Annotated in this window: 18 protein-coding genes; 7 read left to right on the top strand and 11 right to left on the bottom strand. The window is 71.7% G+C overall.

The annotated features are described in order from the left end of the window. The first annotated feature begins 6 nt into the window (after positions 1–6). The 3 genes from ACZ64A_RS15470 to ACZ64A_RS15460 all read left to right on the top strand — a co-directional run bounded on the left by ACZ64A_RS15470 (position 7) and on the right by ACZ64A_RS15460 (position 3,368). Positions 7–1,269 (top strand): serine hydroxymethyltransferase, encoded by a 1,263-nt coding sequence (locus ACZ64A_RS15470; protein WP_469810729.1) that lies wholly within the window; start codon positions 7–9, stop codon positions 1,267–1,269. A gap of 90 nt (positions 1,270–1,359) precedes the next feature. After that, positions 1,360–2,727, top strand: a complete 1,368-nt coding sequence (locus ACZ64A_RS15465; protein ID WP_469810728.1) for an L-serine ammonia-lyase — start codon at positions 1,360–1,362, stop codon at positions 2,725–2,727. Between the two features lie 86 nt (positions 2,728–2,813). Then, a complete protein-coding gene (locus ACZ64A_RS15460) occupies positions 2,814–3,368 on the top strand; it encodes a glycoside hydrolase family 25 protein (protein WP_469810727.1) in 555 nt (184 codons plus the stop codon). Positions 3,369–3,393: 25 nt separating this feature from the next. Here the strand turns inward: ACZ64A_RS15460 and ACZ64A_RS15455 are convergent, their stop codons facing one another. Both ACZ64A_RS15455 and ACZ64A_RS15450 read right to left on the bottom strand, forming a co-directional pair. Beyond that, positions 3,394–4,056, bottom strand: a complete 663-nt coding sequence (locus ACZ64A_RS15455) for an NADPH-dependent F420 reductase (protein WP_469810726.1) — start codon at positions 4,054–4,056, stop codon at positions 3,394–3,396. Between the two features lie 213 nt (positions 4,057–4,269). Next, positions 4,270–4,956: a FadR/GntR family transcriptional regulator gene (locus ACZ64A_RS15450; RefSeq protein WP_469810725.1), complete on the bottom strand. Its 687-nt coding sequence runs from the start codon at positions 4,954–4,956 to the stop codon at positions 4,270–4,272. A 224-nt stretch (positions 4,957–5,180) separates the two neighbouring features. Here ACZ64A_RS15450 and ACZ64A_RS15445 point away from each other — a divergent pair, with 224 nt between their 5' ends. After that, positions 5,181–6,947 (top strand): 2-isopropylmalate synthase, encoded by a 1,767-nt coding sequence (locus ACZ64A_RS15445; RefSeq protein WP_469810724.1) that lies wholly within the window; start codon positions 5,181–5,183, stop codon positions 6,945–6,947. Beyond that, positions 6,944–7,732, top strand: coding sequence for an ABC transporter ATP-binding protein (locus ACZ64A_RS15440; RefSeq protein WP_469810723.1), 789 nt, complete (start codon positions 6,944–6,946; stop codon positions 7,730–7,732). Before ACZ64A_RS15445 ends, ACZ64A_RS15440 begins: the two co-directional genes overlap by 4 nt. Before the next feature lie 48 nt (positions 7,733–7,780). Here the strand turns inward: ACZ64A_RS15440 and ACZ64A_RS15435 are convergent, their stop codons facing one another. Beyond that, entirely contained in the window at positions 7,781–7,993 is a 213-nt protein-coding gene (locus ACZ64A_RS15435) for an EF-hand domain-containing protein (RefSeq protein ID WP_361627979.1), read from the bottom strand. 58 nt (positions 7,994–8,051) lie between these two features. Next, positions 8,052–8,966, bottom strand: coding sequence for a MerR family transcriptional regulator (locus ACZ64A_RS15430; protein WP_469810721.1), 915 nt, complete (start codon positions 8,964–8,966; stop codon positions 8,052–8,054). Between the two features lie 47 nt (positions 8,967–9,013). Between ACZ64A_RS15430 and ACZ64A_RS15425 the strand changes: the two genes are divergently transcribed. Continuing rightward, positions 9,014–9,643: a GNAT family N-acetyltransferase gene (locus tag ACZ64A_RS15425; protein WP_469810720.1), complete on the top strand. Its 630-nt coding sequence runs from the start codon at positions 9,014–9,016 to the stop codon at positions 9,641–9,643. 61 nt (positions 9,644–9,704) lie between these two features. On the opposite strand, the gene ACZ64A_RS15420 is transcribed toward ACZ64A_RS15425, so the two are convergent. The 6 genes from ACZ64A_RS15420 to ACZ64A_RS15395 all read right to left on the bottom strand — a co-directional run bounded on the left by ACZ64A_RS15420 (position 9,705) and on the right by ACZ64A_RS15395 (position 16,167). Further along, positions 9,705–10,880, bottom strand: a complete 1,176-nt coding sequence (locus ACZ64A_RS15420; RefSeq protein ID WP_469810719.1) for a YncE family protein — start codon at positions 10,878–10,880, stop codon at positions 9,705–9,707. After that, the gene (locus ACZ64A_RS15415) at positions 10,880–11,668 is read right to left on the bottom strand and encodes a polysaccharide deacetylase family protein (RefSeq protein ID WP_469810718.1); all 789 of its coding nucleotides are present in this window, start codon (positions 11,666–11,668) and stop codon (positions 10,880–10,882) included. Before ACZ64A_RS15415 ends, ACZ64A_RS15420 begins: the two co-directional genes overlap by 1 nt. A gap of 215 nt (positions 11,669–11,883) precedes the next feature. Then, on the bottom strand, positions 11,884–12,387 hold the full coding sequence (locus ACZ64A_RS15410) for an ATP-binding protein (protein WP_469810717.1): 504 nt from the start codon (positions 12,385–12,387) through the stop codon (positions 11,884–11,886). Between the two features lie 314 nt (positions 12,388–12,701). Then, positions 12,702–13,469 (bottom strand): enoyl-CoA hydratase/isomerase family protein, encoded by a 768-nt coding sequence (locus ACZ64A_RS15405; RefSeq protein WP_469810716.1) that lies wholly within the window; start codon positions 13,467–13,469, stop codon positions 12,702–12,704. A 78-nt stretch (positions 13,470–13,547) separates the two neighbouring features. Beyond that, the gene (locus ACZ64A_RS15400; protein WP_469810715.1) at positions 13,548–14,780 is read right to left on the bottom strand and encodes a L,D-transpeptidase; all 1,233 of its coding nucleotides are present in this window, start codon (positions 14,778–14,780) and stop codon (positions 13,548–13,550) included. A 142-nt stretch (positions 14,781–14,922) separates the two neighbouring features. Beyond that, positions 14,923–16,167, bottom strand: a complete 1,245-nt coding sequence (locus ACZ64A_RS15395; protein ID WP_469810714.1) for a L,D-transpeptidase — start codon at positions 16,165–16,167, stop codon at positions 14,923–14,925. A gap of 152 nt (positions 16,168–16,319) precedes the next feature. Here ACZ64A_RS15395 and glgX point away from each other — a divergent pair, with 152 nt between their 5' ends. Further along, the gene (glgX, locus tag ACZ64A_RS15390) at positions 16,320–18,551 is read left to right on the top strand and encodes a glycogen debranching protein GlgX (protein ID WP_469810713.1); all 2,232 of its coding nucleotides are present in this window, start codon (positions 16,320–16,322) and stop codon (positions 18,549–18,551) included. An 83-nt stretch (positions 18,552–18,634) separates the two neighbouring features. On the opposite strand, the gene ACZ64A_RS15385 is transcribed toward glgX, so the two are convergent. Continuing rightward, a complete protein-coding gene (locus tag ACZ64A_RS15385) occupies positions 18,635–21,799 on the bottom strand; it encodes a DNRLRE domain-containing protein (protein WP_469810711.1) in 3,165 nt (1,054 codons plus the stop codon). Between the last annotated feature and the right edge of the window lie 171 nt (positions 21,800–21,970).

The following is a 21,970-nucleotide window of genomic DNA, read 5'->3' as shown; positions in this document are numbered from 1 at the left end:
AATCCCATGTCGCTTCTGAACACGCCCCTGCACGAGCTCGACCCGGACGTGGCCGCCGCGGTCGACGCCGAGCTGGACCGCCAGCAGTCCACCCTGGAGATGATCGCCTCCGAGAACTTCGCCCCCGTGGCGGTCCTCGAGGCCCAGGGCTCGGTGCTGACCAACAAGTACGCCGAGGGCTACCCCGGCCGTCGTTACTACGGCGGCTGCGAGCACGTCGACGTCACCGAGCAGATCGCGATCGACCGGGTCAAGGAGCTGTTCGGCGCCGAGTACGCCAACGTCCAGCCCCACTCCGGCGCCTCCGCCAACCAGGCCGCGCTCTTCGCGCTGGCCCAGCCCGGCGACACCATCCTGGGCCTGAACCTGGCGCACGGCGGCCACCTCACCCACGGGATGCGGCTGAACTTCTCCGGCAAGCAGTTCAACGTCGTCCCCTATCACGTCGACGACAACGGCCTGGTCGACATGGCCGAGGTCGAGCGGCTCGCCAAGGAGCACCGCCCCAAGGTGATCATCGCCGGCTGGTCGGCGTACCCGCGTGAGCTGGACTTCGCGGAGTTCCGCCGGATCGCCGACGAGGTCGAGGCGTACCTGTGGGTCGACATGGCGCACTTCGCCGGGCTGGTCGCGGCCGGGCTGCACCCGAACCCGGTGCCGTTCGCCGACGTCGTGACCTCCACCACGCACAAGACGCTCGGCGGCCCGCGCGGCGGCATCATCCTCGCCAAGCAGGACTTCGCGAAGAAGCTGAACTCCTCCGTCTTCCCGGGCTTCCAGGGCGGCCCCCTGGAGCACGTGATCGCGGCCAAGGCGGTCTCCTTCAAGCTGGCGGCCTCCGAGGACTTCAAGGAGCGCCAGCGTCGTACCCTGGAGGGCGCCCGCATCCTCGCCGAGCGGCTGACCTCGCCGGACGCCCGTGAGGCGGGGGTGAACGTCCTGACCGGCGGCACGGATGTGCACCTGGTCCTGGTCGACCTGCGCGACAGCGAGCTGGACGGCCAGCAGGCCGAGGACCGCCTCCACGAGGTGGGCATCACGGTCAACCGCAACGCGGTCCCGAACGACCCGCGCCCGCCGATGGTGACCTCGGGCCTGCGCATCGGTACGCCCGCCCTCGCGACCCGCGGCTTCACGGCCGAGGACTTCGCCGAGGTCGCGGACGTGATCGCCGAGGCGCTGAAGCCGTCCTACGACGCCGACGCGCTCAAGGGCCGGGTCCGGGCCCTGGTGGAGAAGCACCCGCTCTACCCGGGTCTGAACAAGTAAGTCACGCTCCGCGGGGTACCGCGCACACTGGCAGTACCGGTGTGCGCGGTGCCCGCGCCCCGCACCACCCCCGTCTTGAGGAGTCTCCCCGTGGCCATCTCGGTCTTCGACCTGTTCTCGATCGGCATCGGCCCGTCCAGCTCCCACACGGTGGGCCCGATGCGCGCGGCCCGCATGTTCGCCCGCCGGCTGCGGGGCGAGGACGTGCTCGGCTCGGTCGCCTCCGTGCGCTGCGAGCTCTACGGCTCCCTCGGCGCGACCGGGCACGGCCACGGCACCCCGAAGGCCGTCCTGCTCGGCCTGGAGGGCGACTCACCGCGCACGGTGGACGTGGAGACGGCCGACGAGCGGGTCGAGGCGATCAGGTCGGCGGGCCGGCTGAACCTGCTCGGCGAGCACGAGATCGCCTTCTCCTTCGACGACGACCTGGTCCTGCACCGTCGCAAGGCCCTGCCGTACCACGCCAACGGCATGACCATCTGGGCGTACGACGCCGCGGGCACCGAGCTGCTGTCGAAGACGTACTACTCGGTCGGCGGCGGATTCGTCGTCGACGAGGACGCGGTCGGCGCGGACCGGATCAAGCTGGACGACACGGTCCTGAAGTACCCCTTCCGCACGGGTGACGAGCTGCTGCGCCTGGCGAAGGAGACCGGCCTGTCGATCTCCTCCCTCATGCTGGAGAACGAGCGGGCCTGGCGCACCGAGGAGGAGATCCGCGCCGGGCTGCTGGAGATCTGGCGGGTGATGCGCGAGTGCGTGGAGCGCGGCATGTCCCGTGAGGGGATCCTGCCGGGCGGGCTGAAGGTGCGCCGCCGGGCGGCGACCACCGCGCGCAAGCTGCGCTCCGAGGGCGACGCGAAGGCCCTCGCCATGGAGTGGATCACGCTCTACGCGATGGCCGTGAACGAGGAGAACGCGGCCGGCGGCCGGGTCGTCACCGCCCCGACCAACGGCGCGGCCGGCATCATCCCGGCGGTCCTGCACTACTACATCAACTTCGTACCGGGCGCCGACGAGGACGGCGTGGTCCGCTTCCTGCTGGCCGCGGGCGCGATCGGCATGCTCTTCAAGGAGAACGCCTCGATCTCCGGCGCCGAGGTCGGCTGCCAGGGCGAGGTCGGCTCGGCCTGCTCGATGGCGGCGGGCGCGCTCGCCGAGGTCATGGGCGGATCTCCGGAGCAGGTGGAGAACGCCGCGGAGATCGGCATGGAGCACAACCTCGGCCTGACCTGCGACCCGGTCGGCGGCCTGGTGCAGATCCCGTGCATCGAGCGCAACGGCATGGCGGCGGTCAAGGCGGTCACCGCGGCGCGGATGGCGCTGCGCGGCGACGGCTCGCACAAGGTGTCCCTGGACAAGGTCATCAAGACCATGAAGGACACGGGCGCGGACATGAGCGTGAAGTACAAGGAGACGGCCCGGGGCGGTCTCGCGGTGAACATCATCGAGTGCTGAACGAGCGCTTCCGTTCAGGCGGTTGAGCGGGGGCCGATCCGGGGCATCAACAACTCCCGTCCCCCCACACCTTGTCGGGAGCCCCCATGCTGCGCGGCATCGACGTGAGCGCGTACCAGTCCTCCGCCTACGGCACGGACGGCCTCTCCTTCGTCTTCATCAAGGCGACGGAGGGGCGTTCGTACGTCAACCCCCGGCTCGCCGCCCAGACCGCGCACGGCCGTGCCGCCGGGCTGGTCGTCGGCTTCTACCACTTCCTGTGGCCGGGCAACCTCACGGCCCAGGCGGAGTACTTCCTGAGCAAGACCCCGGAGAAGCCCGGCGACATCCTGGCCGTCGACTGGGAGACGACGGGCGAGGGCACCCACGCGAGCAACGCGGACAAGGACCGCTTCCTGCGCACCCTGAAGCAGCTGCGCCCGCACAACCGGGTCGTGCTCTACTGCAACCGGAGTTTCTGGTTGACGGTCGACACGACCTCCTACGCCGGCGACGGCCTCTGGATCGCCGACTACGTCACCGCGGGCAAGCCCCGCATCAAGGCGGCCTGGCGCTTCCACCAGTACACCGACGACCCGCACGACAAGGACGTGGCGAACTTCGCCGACCGCGCGGCGCTGCGGGACTGGGCCACCCCGTAGCGCCGCGCGGCGTCGTCGTGCGGGCTCAGCCGCGGAAGTCCGCCGGGCGGTCCGGGGTCGCCGCCTCGAGGGCGCTCGTCACGGCCTCGACGTCGCCGCGCAGGCCGTAGACCGGGGTGCCGGGCTGCTGGCGCCAGGAGTCGTCCAGGCCGCCGGTGTCGACGGTGTCGAAGCCCAGCTCGTCGATCAGGGCCCTCACCTTCGCCTTGGCCGCCGCGTCGTCGCCGGCGACCGACAGCGCCATGCGGTCGGGGTCGCCGGCGGGGCGCGGGCGTTCCAGCAGGTCCTGGGCGAAGGTGGCGTTGAAGGCCTTGATCACCGGATGGCCGAGCTGCCGCTCGGTCCAGCGGCTCTCGGCGAGGCCCTCGTCCTCGATCGCGGCGATCCGTCCGTCGCGCTGCTGCGGGTAGTAGTTGCCGGTGTCGACGACCACGACGCCGTCGGCGGCCTCGTCGAAGAGCCCCTTGGGCAGGTCGGGGATCGCCTTCAGCGGGATCGTGACGATGACGATCTCGGCGTCGCGGGCGGCCTCCTCCACCGGTACGGCCGTCGCCCCGGTCTCCTCGGCCAGCTCGGTGAGCGTGTGCGGGCCGCGCGAGTTGGCGACGGACACGTCATGGCCGACGGCGGTGAGCCGCCGGGTCAGGTTGCCGCCGATGTTGCCCGCGCCGATGATGCCGATCTTCATGGCTCAGCCCTTCAGGTTCGCTGCGCATGGTCCGGTTTCCGGGCGAGAACCGGGTGGTCCGTCCGGCTATTCCCGTCCGCGGGCCGAACGGGTGACGCGGGTCGCGATCCGGCCGTCTCCGCCGCGCTGCACGCCCTGCGGGGCGGAGGACCTTCCGCTGCGGGCAGGCTTCCTGGGCGGGCGCGCCGCCGGGGCGGTGTCCCGGGCGGGCGGTCAGGTGGCCGGCGGGAAGGGGTTCTGCAGTTCCTGGGCGACCACCGCCACCGCCGTCTCCGCGTCCCCCTCGGCGATCGCCCGGACGATCGCCTCGTGGGCGTCGTCCGCGGTGTTCGGGTCGTCGCGGCGCAGGCCGCTCAGTGCGAGGAGTTCGGTCAGGCCCTTGCGCAGAACGGGAGTGAACTGGGCGAACAGGCCGGACAGGACGATGTTGTGCGCGGCGGCGACCACCGCAGCATGGAAGGCGATGTCGGCGTCGACGAAGGCCTCGTCACCGGCGCCGGCGGCGGCACGCCGGCCCTCCAGCGCGGCGCGGATCGCGGCGACGTCCTCGTCGGTGCGGCGCTGGGCGGCCAGCCGGGCGGCGTGCACCTCGACGGCGGTGCGGACCTCGTAGACGTCGGTGACGGCGGCCCGGCGCAGCTGGGCGGGCCAGTCCTCGGCCGGTTCGGTGGCGGTGACGAAGACACCGGCGCCCTGCCGGGGGCGGACGAGTCCGGCGCCGGCCAGCGCGCGCAGCGCCTCGCGCACCGTGGAGCGGCCCACGCCGAGGTCCTTGGCGAGGGTGGTCTCACCGGGGAGCTTGCTGCCGACGGGCCAGGTGCCGTCGGCGATCCGGGCGCGCAGCCGCTGGGTGGCCTGTTCGACCAGGGGGCTGGGGCGCAGGGGGCCGTCCGGGGTCACCGGGGCCCTCCCGTGTGTGCGGTCACCGTTCACTGTCTCCAACTTGTCTGAGGAGTTTGCCGTTTCCACTTGTCTGAGGACCTGAGCAGTGGCTAGCGTACCGATCATGACGCTGTGCGGTCTCCTTCTTCTCGGCTGCCGCGGCGGGGTTTGACGCGACCGGCGCCCCGCCGCGGGACGCCGTGCTGCCGGTCACCGTCCGACCGAGCCGAAGGCAGCCGACGATGACCACGACCGCCGTACCCGATCCGCAGCCGAGGACGACCACCACGGCCGTACCCGATCCGCAGCCGTCCAGCGCGACGCCGTACCGCTGGAATCCGCAGCGTCCCAGCGGGATGCCGTACCACCGCTACCGTCCCTTCCACGAGCGCGTCCCCGTTCCCGTCACCGCCCGGCACTGGCCCGCCGCCCGGCTGGAGCGGGCCCCGCTGTGGGTGCCGGTCGACCTGCGCGACGGCAACCAGGCGCTGGCCGAGCCGATGGACACCGAACGCAAGCGCCGCCTGTACGACCTGCTGGTCTCCAGGGGGTTCAAGGAGATCGAGGTCGGCTATCCGTCGGCCAGCCGCGCCGACTTCGGCTTCGTCCGGCACCTGGTGACCGCCGGAGCCGTTCCCGACGACGTCACGCCCGTCGTGTTCACCCCGGCGCGGACGGAGCTGATCGACCGCACGTTCGAGGCGATCGAGGGGCTGCCGCGGGCGGTGGTCCATCTGTACGTGGCGACCTCGCCGGTGTGGCGGGACGTCGTCCTGCGCCGCGACCGCGGCGAGGTGTGGCGGATCCTGCGGGAGGCCGCCGAGCACATGGCCCGCCGGGCCGGCGACGCCCCGCACCTGCGCTTCCAGTTCTCCCCCGAGACCTACAACCTCACCGAGCCCGACTTCGTCCTCGAACTGTGCGACGGGCTGAGCGAGTTGTGGGACGCGAGCCCGGACCGCCCCGTCACGCACAACCTGCCCGCGACCGTCGAGATCGCCACCCCGAACGTCTACGCCGACCAGATCGAGTACGCCCACCGCAACCTGGCCCGCCGTGACGCCGTGATCCTCTCCGTCCACCCGCACAACGACCGCGGCACCGGCGTCGCCTGCGCCGAACTCGCCGTGCTGGCCGGGGCGCAGCGCGTGGAGGGCTGCCTGTTCGGCAACGGCGAGCGCACGGGCAACGTCGACCTGGTGACCCTGGCGATGAACCTGTACGCGCAAGGCGTGGACCCCATGGTCGACTTCAGCGACATCGACGCCGTACGGGAGACCGTCGAGCACTGCAACCGGCTGCCCGTGCACCCGCGTCACCCCTACGCCGGCGACCTGGTGTACACCGCGTTCTCCGGCACCCATCAGGACGCCATCAGCAAGGGCTTCGACCATCACGCGCGCCGGGCGAAGGAGCGGGGGGTGCCGGAGACGGACGCCCCCTGGGAGGTGCCGTACCTGCCGATCGACCCGGCCGACGTGGGGCGCTCCTACGAGGCGGTGATCCGGGTCAACTCCCAGTCCGGCAAGGGCGGCATGGCGTATCTGCTGCGTGAACACCACGGACTGGACCTGCCCGCGCGCATGCGGCCGGACTTCTCGCGGGTCGTGCAGCGGGCCACGGACGACAGCGGCCGCGAGGCGACGCCGGACGAGTTGTACGGGCTGTTCCGCGGCACCTACCTCGCCGACGGCGAGGTCCGGCTGGACGCCTGGTCCGCCCTCGGAAACGACGGCTTCGTGTGCACCCTGCACACCGGTGAGCGCACCTGGGACCTCGAGGGCACCGGCCCGGGCCCGCTGGCAGCGTTCGCCGACGCGCTGGCCGGTGCCGGGTACGCCGTCGAGGTGCTGGAGGTCGCCGAGCACCCGGCCGGGGCGGGCACGGCCGCCTACGCCGAGTGCCGGGTGAACGGCACCGAAGTGTGGGGCGCCGGGCAGGCCGGCTCGGGCCTCGAAGCCCGGGTGCGGGCGGTGCTGTCCGCGGTGAACCGGGCGGTGACCGGATGAGCGAGGTGCTGCGCGCCGAGGACGTCCACGTGGTGCGTGAGGGCCGGCCGATCCTCGAGGGCGTGTCCCTCACCGTCCGCGCGGGCGAGCACTGGGCGCTGCTGGGCGCCAACGGCGCGGGCAAGTCCACGCTGCTCAGCCTGCTCGGCGCCCGCGTCCATCCCACCCGCGGGTGGGTCGAGGTGCTGGGCCGCCGCCTGGGCCGCGTGGACCTGCGGGAGCTGAGGGCGTACGTCGGTCACGTCGACCCGCGTCATCCGCTCGCCGAGCCGCTGCGGGTGCGGGACGTCGTGCTGACCGGGCTGACCAACTCCGTCGCGCCGCTCCCCCGGTGGCGCCCCACCCCGGAGCAGGAGGTGCGCGCGGACCGGCTCATCGGCACCCTCGGTCTGGGTGAGCTGCGCGAGGCGCGCTGGCCGACGCTGTCGCAGGGGCAGCGCGGCCGGACCCTGATCGCCCGCGCGCTGATGCCCGAGCCGCGGCTGCTGCTGCTCGACGAGCCCGCGACCGGCCTGGATCTGCCGGGCCGCGAGCAGCTCATCGAGGCGCTGGACGCCCTGCGCCGGGAGCATCCGCGGCTCGCCACGGTCCTGGTCACCCACCATCTGGAGGAGTTGCCGGGGCACACCACGCATGCGCTGCTGCTGCGCGACGGCCGCGCTCTCGCCCGGGGCCCGGCGGACGAGGTCCTCACCGCGGACCAGCTGGGCAAGTGCTTCGACCTGCCGTTGGCGCCGGCGCGGCACGAGGGCCGCTGGAGTGTGCGGATCCGGCGCCGGGCATGACGAAGGGGCGCCCGCCGGTGACCGGCGGACGCCCCCTGGTGATGCACGTCACTTGTTGAGGTGCGCCCAGAACTCGTCAAAGGACAGCACCTTGTCGCCGTTGAGGTCACGGGACTTGATGATGGCCTCGGCGACCGACTCGGTGACGTTCCAGTCACCCTCCTGGGCGAGGGCGCTCTTGAACTCGGCAGCGGTGATGAAACCGTCACCGTCCGCGTCGATCCGCTGGAACTGCTTGCGTGCTTCCTCGATGTCCGCCACCGATCCGCCCCTTTTTGTCGCGTTTCTTACTCGTGCCGGCGTAGTGCCGCAGGTCAGATTAACGGCCCGCGCGCGCACGCAGTGCGGCGACCACCCAGGCGAAGTCCTCCTCGTGCGACGGCTGGGGTCCCAGGCCGTTCACGATCGCCGACAGCTCGCGGTAGCGCGCCACCCGCGCGTTCGAGGCCGCGGTCAGCCGGTCGAGCACCGCCGCGGGGTCGGCGTCGCCGAGCAGCGAACGCAGCACCTCCGCCGCCTCCGGCGCCCGCGGATCGATGCCCCGTTCCCGTGCCTCGCCCGCGAGCTGCACCAGACGGCTCATGAACCACAGCGATGTGCCCGCCGGGACGTCCGGTCCCCGGTCGGCGGCGTTGAACTGGACCATCCGCCGCATCAGCGCCCGGAAGTCCGGGTCCTGGATCAGCTCGGCCAGCTCGACCCAGGCGTCCACCTGCTCGGGCGTCGGGTCGTCGGGCAGGTCGGCGGTCATGAACCGCAGGCGCCGCCGGATGTCGGGGTCCGCCGCGTCCAGCCCGTCGAAGATCTCCGCCGTGAAGTCCTCGAGGACGCGCTTGCGTTCGGCCGCCGACAGCCGGGCCAGTTTGTTCATCAAGGTCGTCTCCTTCGCGCTCGAGCCCCGCCGGGCCACGGTCGACAGCACCGCACGGGTCACCTTCAGCGATTTGATCTGCGCGTCCAGCGCCGCCACGTGCGCCGCCGCCACCTGAGCGACCGTCCGCTCCCCGGCCAGCACCGTGCGCACGTCGTCCAGGCCGAGGCCCAGCTCGCGCAGGGTGCGGATCAGCTCCAGACGGGCGGCGGACTCGGCGTCGTAGAGCCGGTAGCCGCCGGACGACCGGGTCACCGGGGTGAGGACGCCCTCGTCGGACCAGTAGCGGATGGTGCGCACGGTCAGGCCCGTGGCCCGGGCCAGTGCGCCGATGGTGAAAAGACCGGTGCCGTCTTCGATCATGTCTGCGAGTGTGGGCCTTCCAGCGGGTGGAGACTCAAGGAGCGGTGATGGGAGACCTGCGCGGCATTCTCGACGCGGCGGCGCGGGGGGTCTTCCCGCCGCCGGACGGCGGGACGACGGTCGTGCCGCAGGAGGGCGCGCGGGACGCCGGGGTGCTGTCCTTCACCGCGCACTCGGTGGTCTTCACCGACGAGGACCCGGCCTGGGTGTACGCCGCGCTGGAGGCGACGGACTGCGACCGGCTGGCGGCGAGCCTGAACCCGCTCTTCCTCGCCGCGTTCCTGGGCCGCACCGCCCGGACCATGGACACGGTCGACGCGCTGCTGGTCGCCGCCCCGCTGCCGGGCGAGCCGGAGGTCACGCTGAAGGAGATGGCGGGCGACCACCCCCGCATCGCCTACGCCCGCCGGCGCCGCGACGACGTGCGCGCCTGGGCGGCGGACGGCGGGGTGCTGGTGCTGGGCCGGGGCGTGGCCGGACGGCTGGAGGTGTCGGTGGAGGTCGACGAGGACGTACGGCACCGGGGGCTGGGCCGGGCCCTGGTGACGGCGGCGCGGCAGCTGGCCGGGGAGCCGCTGTGGGCGCAGGTCTCGCCGGGGAACGCCCGCAGTGCGCGGGCGTTCCAGGCGGCGGGCTACCGGCAGATCGGCGCGGAGGCGCTGCTGCTGCCCCGGTGAGCGGGAGCGCTGCCGCGGGTCCGGTGAGCAGGGGCGCTGCCGCGGGCCCGGTGAGTGGGGGTCAGCGGAAGATGCCCGTGTGGCCGAGCGAGTAGCGGCCGGGCTGCGGGTAGACGGCGAGGCCGTGCGGGCCGCTGCCGACCTTGATACGGGCGAGCTGTTCGCCGGTGCGGGTGTCGATGGCGTACACCTCGGCGTTGTAGCGGCCGGAGAGCCACAGGACCTTGCCGTCGGCGGAGACGCCGCCCATGTCGGGGCTGCCGCCCTGGGGCAGCCGCCACTTCTTGGTGAGCTTGTTCTGGGGGAAGTCGAAGACGGAGATGGTGCCCTCGCCGCGGTTGGAGATGTACATCTCGCGGGAGTCGCGGCTCACGTACAGGCCGTGGGCGCCCTTGCCGGTGGGCAGCAGGGTGGGCTTGGTGAACTTGTCGCCGTCGAGGACCCAGATGCCGTCGGCCATCATGTCGGCGATGTAGAACCGCTTGCCGTCGGGCGAGATCTTCACGTCCTGCGGCATCGCGCCGCGGAAGGGCAGCTTCTCCTGGCCGATGACCTTCATCGACGCCGTGTCGACCTTCAGCAGTTCGCCGCTGAACTCGCAGGAGACGATGAAGTAGCGGCCGTCCAGGGAGAAGTCGGCGTGGTTGACGCCGTAGCAGGAGACGGGAACCGTCTTGATCCGCTTCATGGTGTGCGGGTCTCGGAAGACCAGTTCCCGGTCGAGGGAGGCCATGACGACCGCGTACTTCCCGTCGGGCGTGAAGTACAGGTTGTACGGGTCGTGCACGTCGACCGTCTTGCCGGCCTTGCCGGTGCGCGGGTCGATCGGGGTGAGGGTGTTGCCCCGGTCGTTGTTGACCCACAGCGTCTTCAGGTCCCAGGACGGCACGACGTGCTGCGGCTGGCGGCCGACCGGGATCGTCTCGATCACCTGGTACGTCTTCGGGTCGATGACCGTGACCGTGTTGGACTCGGTGTTGGGGACGTACACCCGGGACGGGAAGTCCTTGACGACCGGGGAGAGCTTGTTCGGCCGGTCGGCGGCGTAGACGTCCTTGGGGTCGAGGACGGGCGGCATGCCGGGCAGGCCGGGCACGGTGTGCTGCTTCTTCGCCGGGGCGGGCAGGGCCGCCTTGGTGGTCTCGCCGCCGTGGTCGCCACCCGGGCTGCCGCAGGCGGCGAGGGCGGCGAGGAGGGCGCCGGCGAGCAGGGTGCGGGTCGTTCGCTTCAGGTGCATCAGCCGATCAGCTCCGTGGTGGTGACCGCGCGCAGACCGCGGCGGTCGAGCTCTTCGAGGACAGCGGGGAGCGCGGCGACCGTGTCCCGGTAGCCGAAGTGCAGGCTCACCACGGATCCGTCGCGGATCTCGCCGAGGACCTTGCGGCTGACGGCGGCGGCGCCGGGCGCGGTGTAGTCGAGGGAGTCGACGTCGTAGGACAGGACGTGCGGGTAGCCGGCCTCGGCGGCGAGGCGGGCGACGAGCGGGGAGGCCTGCGGGGCGCGCGAGGGGCGGAACCAGGTGCCGATGGAGCCGGTGAGCTTCTTCAGCCGGTCGGCGCAGGCGGTGATCTCCTCGCGGGCCTCGGCCTCCGGCATCGTGTTGATGCCCAGGTGGCGCTGGGTGTGGTTGCCGAGGTCGTGGCCGCCGTCGAGGATGCGGCGGGCCATCTCGGGGTGCTGGTCGAGCCAGGTGCCGACGGCGAGGACGGTGACATGGGCGCCGTGCCGCTCGGCCTCGGTGAGCAGGGCGCGGGCGATCGCGGGATCACCCTGGCCGTGGAAGGTGAGGGCGACGCGGTGGCGGGTGCGCGGGCCGTGGGTGATCTGGGAGGGCTGCCCGGGGTAGGCGCGGGGCGCCGGCGCCGGGCCGGGCGGCGAGGAACGGGGCTGCGGCGAGCTGGGCGCGGGGCGGGCCGCGACGGAGTCGCCCGCACCGCCGGACGCGGAGCAGGCGGAGGCGAGGGCGGCACCGGCGACAAGGCCGGTACCGGCACGCAGAGCGGTGCGGCGGTCGGGTGCGGTCACCTCACCATTAAAGGGTGTGAACCGTAAAAAATCGGGCGATTCACCCACTCGGTGTGCGAGGCGCGAGTCGCGCTCCGCAGCGCCGGGCAAGGAACGGCATGTCATGACGTGGACGGGTTCGCTCGGGGACCACCCCCCTTTTACGCACTCATGAGTGACGCGTTACCCGCACAGGGACCGACCCGCCGACAGCGCGCGGACCGGCCGGGGCCTCGTCAGCGGTCCGCGACCCGCATCTCGAACCAGGTCGTCTTGCCGCGGGGCAGCAGGTCCACGCCCCAGCGGTCGGCGATCTTGTCGACCAGGAACAGGCCGCGGCCACTGACGTCCATCTCCCGGACGGGCATCAGACACGGCAGGCCGCGGGAGGGGTCGCGGACCTCGACGCGGATACGGCCGCGCGGCCGGCGCATGCGCAGACCGAAGACGCGGGCGCCGGTGTGACGGACGGCGTTGCCGACGAGTTCGGAGACGAGCAGGACGGCGTCCTCGGCGAGCTTGGGGGTCAGCCCCCAGTGGCGCAGGATCACCACCTGGGTCAGCCGGCGCGCGGTGGCCGCGGACTCCGGGCGGGAGGGCAGCGGCACATCGTGTTCCGCCGGGTTGCCGAACAACTCCAGTGCCTTGAGCGCTCGTTCGTCCTCGACCGCAGGCGACCAGCGCGCCGCCACAGCACGGCCGTGTCCCCGCGGCTGTTCGATGCCCTCCAGCCCCGCCATGCCCCCATCATGGCCGTCCGCGGGGGCGCCGGGGGCCGTTCTGCTGGAATACGCCCCCCTGACGCTCCCGTCCCACCGCTTGCGAGCGGCATATGCGCCGGGCATTTCGGAGGCCGCGACGGCCCCGCTGACCTGCGGCGACGGCTCGACCGAAGGCAATCGACAGGCTCCCTCGACAAGACAGGCTTAAGGTTGCCCAAAGGTTCCCATAAACCGCCCCATCGAGGGACCCCGCATCAGACACGACGTCAATTACGCGTTGCCCGGCAGGTGTTCACCGGCACTGCGCCGGCGCCGGGCGCCGGCCGTTGTGTTCAGAGGAACTTGGCCTTGCCCGGGCCCTCCTCCACGAAGCTCTTCATGCCCCGCTCGCGGTCCTCGGTGGCGAACAGGCCCGCGAACCAGTTGCGTTCGACCGCGAGGCCCGTGTCGATGTCCGTCTCCAGACCGGTGTCGACGGACTCCTTCGCCGCGCGCAGCGCGAGCGCCGGGCCCTGGGCCAGCTTCGCCGCCCAGGCGTGCGCCTCGGTGTACACCTCGGCGGCCGGCACCACCCGGTCGACCAGACCGAGCGACAGCGCCTCGTCGGCCTTCACCATGCGGCCGGTGAAGATGAGGTCCTTGGCCTTGGACGGGCCGATCAGCCGGGACAGGCGCTGGGTGCCGCCGGCGCCGGGGATCAGGCCGAGCAGGATCTCCGGCTGGCCGAGCTTGGCGTTGTCGCCGGCGATGCGGTAGTCGGCGCACAGGGCCAGCTCGCAGCCGCCGCCGAGCGCGTAGCCCGTCACCGCGGCGACGACCGGCTTGGGGATGCGGGCCACGGCGGTGAAGGCGTCCTGCAGGGCGCGGGCGCGCAGGACCATCGCGGTGTGGTCCATGGCCTGCATCTCCTTGATGTCCGCGCCCGCCGCGAACACCTTCTCGCCGCCGTACACGACGACCGCGCGCACGTCGTCGCGACGGCCGGCCTCCTCGGCGAGTTCCTTGAGCCTGTCCTGCGTGGCGACGTCCAGCGCGTTCATCGGCGGACGGTCGAGGCGCAGCGTGCCGACGCCTTCGGCGACTTCGAGATGTACGGTCATGCCAGCAGGTTAACCACGATTAACGGCAACGGGCCCGGTGCCGTAGGTCACAGCACCGGGCCCGTCAGGTCCGCGGACCTACTTCGTCCACTGAGCCCACGGCATGTTCCAGCCGTTGAGCCCGTTGTCCGGGGCGACCGTCTCGTCGTGGGAGTTCTTCACGACCACCACGTCGCCGATCAGCGAGTGGTTGAAGAACCACGCCGCCGGCACCGAGCTGTCGTAGCCGCCGCGCACGTCGCGCAGGCCGACGCAGCCGTGGCTGGCGTTGTAGTTGCCGAAGGCGTCGCCACCCCAGTAGTTGCCGTGCAGGAAGGTGCCGGAGGTGGTCAGGCGCAGGGCGTGCGGGACGTCCTTGATGTCGTACTCGCCGCCGTAGCCGACCGTCTCGCCGTTCATCCGGGTCACGGTCAGCTTCTCGCTGATGACCATCTGGCCGTTCCAGGTGTCGTAGCCGGGCTTGCCGGTGGTGACGGGCAGGGTCTTGACGACCTTGCCGTCCTGGGTGACCTGCATGGTGTGCTTCTTGGCGTCCACGTAGGACACCTGGTTGCGCCCGATGGTGAAGGACACCGTCTTCTTTTGCTTGCCGTAGACGCCGGGGCGGCCCTCGACGCCGTCCAGGTTGAGCGTGACGGTGACCTTGGTGCCGGACTTCCAGTACTGCTCGGGACGGAAGTCGAGGCGGTCGTTGCCGAACCAGTGGCCCCGCACGTCGACCGCCGGCTCGGTCTTGATCTTGATGGCCTTCTCCACGTCCTGCGGGTGCGTGATGCCCCGCGAGAACCGCAGCGAGAACGGCATGCCGACACCCACGGTGGAGCCGTCCTCCGGGGTGAAGATGCCGGTGAAGGTGTTCTTCGGGGTCAGCGTGGTGAACGCGGAGTCCTCGGCCGCGGTACGGCCCTCGGCGTCCTTGGCGACCGCGTGCACCTGGTAGCGGGTGGCGGCGGCCAGATGGATGGCGGGCGTCCAGGAGGAGCCGTCGGCGGATATCGCCCCGTCGACCTTCGTCCCCTTGGTGTCCTTCACCACGACCTCGGTCAGCTTGCCCTTGGCCGCGCTGACCTTCAGCGCCCCGCTGGTGTCGACGGCCGTGGCGCCGTCCTTGGGCGCGACGGTGACGACCGCCTCGGACTGCTTGCTCGCGGCGGCCGAGGCGTCACCCCCCTTGCCCTGCTCCGCGTCCGAGCCCCCTCCCCCGCCGCACGCCGTGACGGCGAACAGCACGGCGCCCGCGACCAGCGCGAGCCCCGCGCGGCCCCGCCCGCGCCCCTCAACCGATGCCCCCGATATCGGCCGGATGTTCAAGGTGTTTCTCCCTCCCCCGGGCCTGTCACAGGCCCACACGCCCCGCGCGCCGCGCGCGCATGAAGCGCATATTAACTGCCCGGTCAGGAGCGCCGGCGGCCTCGGAATGTCACCGTTCCGTCCCAACTCCCGGCCGGCTCGCTCAGCGCACCGCGCCACCCGCCTTCCACTCGCTCCAGCCCAGGTTCCAGCCGCCGAGGCCGTTGTCGGGCGCCACCGTCTTGTCCTTGCTGTTGATCACCTCGACGACGTCCCCGATCAGGCTGCGGTCGAAGAACCAGCCCGCCGGGGTGTCGGAGCCGCCGCCCTTGGTGTCGCGCAGGCCGACGCAGCCGTGGCTCACGTTGGTCTGGCCGAAGACGTCCTCGTCCGCCCAGTAGTTGCCGTGCAGGAAGGTGCCGGAGTCGGTCAGTCTCATGGCGTGCGGCACGTCCGGGATGTCGTACTCGCCCTTGCCGTCGGTTTTCCGGAAGCCGACCGTCGCCCCGTTCATGCGGGTGACCTCGAGCATCTCCATCACCACCATCTTCCCGTTGTAGGTGGTGTTCTTCGGCGACCCCGCGGTGATCGGCACGGTGGCCAGCAGCTCGCCGTCGCGGCGCACCTCCATGGTGTGGTCGGCGGCGTCCACCAGCGACACCTGGCTGCGGCCGACGGTGAAGGAGAAGGACTTGGACTGCAGCCCGTACACCCCGCGGGCCCCCTCCACGTCCCGCAGCGCCAGGTCGACGGTGACCTTGGTGCCGGGCCGCCAGTAGCGCTCGGGGCGGAAGTCGACGCGGTCCTTGCCGAACCAGTGGGGGCGGATCTCCACGGCCGGCTCGGCGCGCACCCGGATGGCCCGCTCGACGGCGGCCCGGTTCTGCAGCTCCCGGCTGAACTGGATCGACACGATCATGCCGGTGCCGACGACCGAACGGTTCTCCGGGGTGACGTACCCGATGAAGCGCTCGGCGGGGACGTAGGTGGTGAAGGTGGCGTGGCGGGCGGAGCGGTCCCCGTCGCCGTCGACGGCGACCGCGTCCACGGTGTAGCGGGCGGCGAGCGCGAGCCGGTCGTCGTCGGGGCGCCAGGTCCGGCCGTCGGCGGAGAGGTGGCCGGGCACCGGGGTGTCCTGGGCGTCCTGGGAGGCGACCACCTTGACCGACTCCAGCCGGCCGTCGTCCACCGTGACGCGCAGCTTCTTCCCGGACCGTACCCCCTTGTCGCCGTCGTCCGGGGAGATGTGGATGGCGTCCTCGGACGCGCCCGGTTTGCCGAACATCCCGCCCGGACCGCCGGAGCCGTCCGACGTGCAGCCGGCGGCTCCCGCCAGCAGTCCTGCCCATGTCAGTACGGCGGCCAGCGCGGCCCCCGCGCGCCGCGCGCGCCCGTGTACGTGCCTCACGAGCAGCCCAACGAGCGGGGTCGCCCCGGGGAAACGTGAGTGCGAGCCACGGTCTGGGCAGAACTCTGGGGAGGACGACGACACGACGGGGCGCGGCCTGGGACGCCGTACGCCCTGAACGGGTCTCGCCATGAGCCGCGGGAGGCTGAACGGTGTCCAGCGCAGCCGAGCAGGAGGCGGTGACGGCAGGGCGCGCCGCTGAGCAGGGGCGCCCGGCCGCCGCTGTGAACGGGACGCAGCGCCTGCCCGTGTGGCCGGGCGCGCCGACCCCGCTGGGCGCCCGCTTCCGGGTCGGTCCGGACGGGGTGGCCGGGACGAACTTCGCCCTGTGGGCGGGCGGCGCGGAGGGCGTCGAGCTGTGCCTCTTCGACGAGGACGGCGTCGAGACACGGCTGAAGCTGACCGAGCTGACGCACGAGATCTGGCACGGTTTCGTGCCGGGCGTGCTGCCCGGCCGGCGCTACGGCTTCCGGGTGCACGGCCGCTGGGACCCCTGGACCGGCGGCCGCTGGAACCCGGCGAAGCTGCTGCTCGACCCGTACGCCCGCGCGGTGGACGGAGAGTTCGGGCTGCCGCCGGAGGTGTACGGGCATGTGCGGGACTGGCCGGACCAGCACGTCGCCGACACCGTGCGCGACGAGAGGGACTCGTCGCCGTACGTGCCGAAGGGGGTCGTCGTCCACGACGACGACGACTGGTCCGACGACCGGCGCCCGAAGACGCCGTGGGCCGACTCGGTGATCTACGAGCTGCACGTACGCGGCTTCACCAAGCTGCACCCGGGCATCCCCGAGGAGCTGCGCGGCACCTACGCGGGCCTCGCGCACCCGGCGGCGATCGAGCACCTGACCCGGCTCGGGGTGACGGCGGTGGAGCTGCTGCCGGTGCACCAGTTCGCCCACGAGGACCATCTGCTCAGGCGGGGCCTGCGCAACTACTGGGGCTACAACTCCATCGGCTACTTCGCCCCGCACGCCGGCTACGCCGCCTCGGGCACGACCGGTGAGCAGGTGGGCGAGTTCAAACGGATGGTGCGCGCCCTGCACGCGGCCGGGATCGAGGTCATCCTCGACGTGGTCTACAACCACACCGCCGAGGCCGGCGAGTACGGCCCGACGCTCTCCCTGAAGGGCATCGACAACCGCGGCTACTACCGCCTCCAGTCGGACGCGCGCCGGTACGCCGACTACACCGGCTGCGGCAACACCCTGCACGTCGTGCAGCCGCACGTACTGCGCCTGATCACCGACTCGCTGCGCTACTGGGTCACCGAGATGGGCGTGGACGGCTTCCGCTTCGACCTCGCGGCGGCCCTCGCCCGCTCGATGCACGACGTCGACATGCTCTCCCCGTTCCTGGCGGTCATCGCCCAGGACCCGGTGCTGCGGCGCGTGAAGCTGATCGCCGAGCCGTGGGACGTGGGGTCCGGCGGCTACCAGGTGGGCGCCTTCCCGCCGCTGTGGACGGAGTGGAACGACCGCTACCGCAACGCCGTACGGGACTTCTGGCGGCACGCCCTGCCCGACGTGCGCGAGATGGGCTACCGGCTGTCCGGCTCCAGCGACCTGTACGCCTGGGGCGGGCGGCGGCCGTACGCGTCGGTCAACTACATCACCGCGCACGACGGCTTCACCCTGCGCGACCTGGTCAGCTACGAGCGCAAGCACAACGAGGCCAACGGCGAGGGCAACCGGGACGGCAGCGACGACAACCGCTCCTGGAACTGCGGGGCGGAGGGCGAGAGCGACGACGTCCGCGTCCTCGCCCTGCGCCGGCGGCAGCTGCGCAACCTGCTCACCACCCTCCTGCTGTCCACGGGCGTGCCCATGCTGGTCGCGGGCGACGAGATGGGGCGCACCCAGCGCGGCAACAACAACGCCTACTGCCAGGACAACGAGCTGGGCTGGGTGGACTGGCGGCTGCTGGACGAACCCGGCTGGAAGGCCCTGTTCGACCTCACGGCACGGCTGATCGCCCTGCGCCACCGGCATCCGGTGCTGCGCCGCCGCGCCTTCTTCTCCGGCCGGCCGCAGGCGGCGGACGGGCTGCGGGACCTGGCCTGGTTCACCGCGCGGGGCACCGAGATGACCGAGCGGGACTGGTACGCGCCCGCCGCGACCCTCGGCATGTACCTCTCGGGGCGGGACATCCCGGGCCGCGACGAGCGGGGCGCGCCGATCCTCGACGACAGCTTCCTCGCGGTGCTGCACGCCGGGGAGGGCCCGGTGGACTTCGTGCTGCCGGGCCCGCCGTGGGCGGAGCGGTACGAGGTCGTCGTGGACACCGCACGTGAGGAGCAGGCGCGGGCGCCGGAGGTGACGCACCCGGCGGGCACGGCGATCACCGTGCCGGAGCGGTCGGTGCTGCTGCTGCGGGTGCACTGAGCGGTTCCGCCGTCCGCGCCCGACGACGGCCGGGCCCCGGCCGCCCCGTGAGGGGTGGCCGGGGCCCGGTGGCACGCGTGATGTCAGCCGAAGGACTTGATGGTGTTCCAGTTGACGGAGAGGACGACGCGTACGGGTGCGTTGGTGTTCGTCCGGGACGGGTGGTAGATCCGGGTGTAGCCGTCGGATGCGAGGCGGGCCCAGATGTCGGGGATGCCGTCGTTGTTGACGTCGGGGATGCCGATGGCGGTGGGGACGTTCACGTCGGTCCAGTTGGTGCCGTAGGCCTCGTCCTTGCCGGTGAGGCTGTTGGCGGCGACCTTGAGGGATTCCAGGTCGACGCTGCCGGCGACGGTGCCGGGCTTGCCCTGGCGGTCGTACATGTTGCCGTTGTCGAGGTTGCGCCAGAGCAGGTCCGGGGTGCCGTCGCCGCTGATGTCGGCGACGTTGACGATCTCACGGCGGGCCCAGGCGGTGCCCTCCATGAGGGTGGCGGTCTGGAAGGTGGCGCCGGTGTAGCCGGACAGGGTCCAGAACGCGGGGCCGGCCCGCAGGACGAGGTCGGGCAGCTTGTCGCCGGTGATGTCGCCGACGGCCTTGATCTGCGTCCACGTCGAGGGCGCGGGGGCGTTGGCGGGGAGGCGGACCTCCAGGCGCTGGGTGACGTCGAAGCTGCCGTAGCCGTCGCCGGGGTAGAGGTAGAAGTGGCCGTCGGGGCTGACCGAGAACAGGTCGGTGGAGCCGTCGCCGGGGTAGGCGTCCTGGTAGTGCGTGATCAGGGCGGCCTTGCCGGTGGCGGCGTCGAACCAGTGGCCGGCCGGGTCGGTCTTCTTGTCGGCGTCGTAGGAGGCGACCAGGCAGTTGTACAGGTCGCCGTCGTCACCGCCGACGCAGGTGCGCAGGTTGCCGTTGGCGTCGACGATCACCAGGTCCGGCTTGGCGTCACCGGTGGCGTCCATCGGACCGTCGGCGGTGTCGCGCGGGGGGACGTAGAAGGTGTAGTCGGTGCGCTTGCTGGCGTTGCCGGAGGCGTCGTACGCATACACCTGCAGGGTGTTGGGCCCCGCGTGCGCCGGAGTGAACGTGCTCAGCGTCGCGGTGTTGTTCGACGCGGTCACGTCGACCGGGTTGTTGCCCTCGATGGACCAGCGGAACTTCGAGGCGCCCTGAGAGGTGAAGGTCACGGGGCCCTTGCCACCGAACTTCACAGTGGACCAGGTCTGTCCGTCGGGGGTGGCCTCGGGGAAGACGTCGCTGTCGACGGTGGGCTGCGGCGGCGCGCTGGCGTCGACGTTCAGCCGGCACGGGTCGGAGCCGGGCGGGAAGTAGGAGGAGACCAGGGCCGGGGAGCCGGAGTCCTCGGCGCGTACGTCCCAGGAGTAGGTGGCCTTGTCCTCCAGCGGGAACGTGGCGGGGATGGTGAGGGTGGCGGTGCCGCTGGAGTTCGGGGTGACCAGGGTGCCCGAGGGCACGGTGCCGCCGGTCTTCCAGAAGCGGAAGCGCAGCTTGCTCAGGTTGCCGTCGGGGTCCTTGGCGTTGGCGGAGAGCACGATGTTGGTCTTGCCGACGGTGGGGCCGGATCCGCCGATGGAGCAGTTGCCGCCGGGGGTGGTCTTGCCGGCGGTGGGCTCGGAGGGCGGCCGGTTGTAGACGACCTCCATCACGGCGCTGGTGGCCTTGAACTTGCGCCAGGTCTGCACGTCGGACTCGCTGGTGGCCCGCAGGCCGAAGGTGATGTTCGACCAGCCGCCGTCGGCGCCCTTCTGCGCGGCGTCCTTGACGTTGAAGTCCTCGTAGTCGTCCGGGCAGGACGTGGACGACCAGCCGTGTGCGAAGGACTTCTTCTGCTGCACGGTCGACCAGCTGGGCTGCTTGTTCCACGTCGTGCCCGAGGAGATCGCCCCGGTGATCGCGAACTGGAACTCACGGGTCGTGCAGGACCAGGAGTGGTTGTTGAGGACCTTGAAGGTCGCCGAGGAGATCGTGGCGCCCTTCAGGCTGGTGCTGTAGTTCATCCGCCAGAAGGAGCGGGCGGTGCCACCGGTCTCGTTCTCGTAGCCGACGCGGGCGTCGGAGGTGCCGGAGGAGAAGTTGGTGCCGTTCCAGAAACTGGAGTTCGGATACGGCTTGTAGGCGACCGTCCAGGCCAGCCAACCGCTGTTCAGGGTGGGGTCGACGAAGACCGGGTACTTCGTGTCCGCCTTCGTGAACAGGCCCGTGCCCGCGGCGTTGAGGTCGAGGCGCGTGCTGCCGGTGCCGTCACCGTTCAGCTTCACGGGCATCGGCGCGCTGTGGGCGCCGGGCTCGATACCCGACAGACCCGACAGCTTCAGCACATCGGCCGGGGTGGCGGTGGAGGTGTGAGGGGTGCCCTTGCCCTCATCGAGCTCGGGGTCGCGGCCGTTGGAGTCCCACGCGAACGGGGTGGGGATCGAGCCGAGTTCCTTGCCCGCCTTGTCGCTGACCAGGATGCGGCCGGTGGCGGCATCGTGGTGGAAGACGGCCGTCTGGGACTTCAGGCCGTAGTTGAGGGTGGCCAGCGCCTTGGACTGCGCGGCCTCCTTGTCCTTCACGATCAGCAGCTGGGCGAAGCCGCCCTCCTCGCGGGCCACCAGCAGCAGGTCGACGCCGGGAAGGACCTCGGAGTACAGGGCGCGCGGGCCGTCCAGGACCGGCTCGGGCAGGGCGCCGGGCCAGGTGTACGCGACGGTGTGGCCGGCGATGTCGACCTCGGCCAGCACCGTGTCCTGGCCCTCCGCCAGGGGCGCGCGGGCGAAGGAGCGGTCGGCGTGGGCGGCCTTGGTGCCGCTGGAGAAGCGGATCGGCTGGGCCGCGTTGACGGGCTGGACACCCAGGTTGCGCGGGGCGTTCTTCACCCGGCGCAGCCGGTTGTCGATCGCAGCCCACACACCGTTCGCGGTCTTCGCCCGGGCCGGCGTCGCGGTCATCCGCGTGCGCAGCATGCCGTCGGGCAGCGCCCAGGTCTGCGAGGTCGCGGTGGTCGCGGTGTCGATCAGGACCTGCTTGCGGGTCCGCCTGGCCTCGGCCTGCGCGGCCTTCTCGTCACGCGGGCCCGTCGAGGCCGGACGGGCGTCGGTGGCCCTGCCGGCCTCGGGTGGTGAGGCTTCGTCGGGTTGCCACCAGGGCAACAGAGCTGCGGTCAGAGCGGCCAGTACGAGGCCGAGGGTGGCAGCCAGCCTGGTGCGCGTGCGCACGAAGGGGCTGAGAAAACGATGCGGCGCGGACACGGCGGCGGTCTACTCCCGTGTGAACCAGGCGGATGGGCATGGGCGCGGCACACCATCACACGTTCGGCACAGCCAGTCCACGTATGAAGAATTTATGAAGTTGTGACGATCACATGGGACGGCCTGGGGCATTACTTGACGATGCCTCATGTGCGGCTTTTGGCCGCCTCG

Source organism: Streptomyces sp. NPDC104814, assembly GCF_055583185.1.
This window is presented reverse-complemented; position numbering and strand designations above follow the sequence as displayed.

Excerpts from the sequence above, each read along its gene's own strand:
- ACZ64A_RS15470 (WP_469810729.1), top strand. The coding sequence starts at position 7 with ATGTCGCTTCTGAACACGCCCCTGCACGAGCTCGACCCGGACGTGGCC.
- ACZ64A_RS15460 (WP_469810727.1), top strand. The coding sequence starts at position 2,814 with ATGCTGCGCGGCATCGACGTGAGCGCGTACCAGTCCTCCGCCTACGGC.
- ACZ64A_RS15455 (WP_469810726.1), bottom strand. The coding sequence starts at position 4,056 with ATGAAGATCGGCATCATCGGCGCGGGCAACATCGGCGGCAACCTGACC.
- ACZ64A_RS15445 (WP_469810724.1), top strand. The coding sequence starts at position 5,181 with ATGACCACGACCGCCGTACCCGATCCGCAGCCGAGGACGACCACCACG.
- ACZ64A_RS15440 (WP_469810723.1), top strand. The coding sequence starts at position 6,944 with ATGAGCGAGGTGCTGCGCGCCGAGGACGTCCACGTGGTGCGTGAGGGC.
- ACZ64A_RS15430 (WP_469810721.1), bottom strand. The coding sequence starts at position 8,966 with ATGATCGAAGACGGCACCGGTCTTTTCACCATCGGCGCACTGGCCCGG.
- ACZ64A_RS15425 (WP_469810720.1), top strand. The coding sequence starts at position 9,014 with ATGGGAGACCTGCGCGGCATTCTCGACGCGGCGGCGCGGGGGGTCTTC.
- ACZ64A_RS15420 (WP_469810719.1), bottom strand. The coding sequence starts at position 10,880 with ATGCACCTGAAGCGAACGACCCGCACCCTGCTCGCCGGCGCCCTCCTC.
- ACZ64A_RS15410 (WP_469810717.1), bottom strand. The coding sequence starts at position 12,387 with ATGGCGGGGCTGGAGGGCATCGAACAGCCGCGGGGACACGGCCGTGCT.
- ACZ64A_RS15405 (WP_469810716.1), bottom strand. The coding sequence starts at position 13,469 with ATGACCGTACATCTCGAAGTCGCCGAAGGCGTCGGCACGCTGCGCCTC.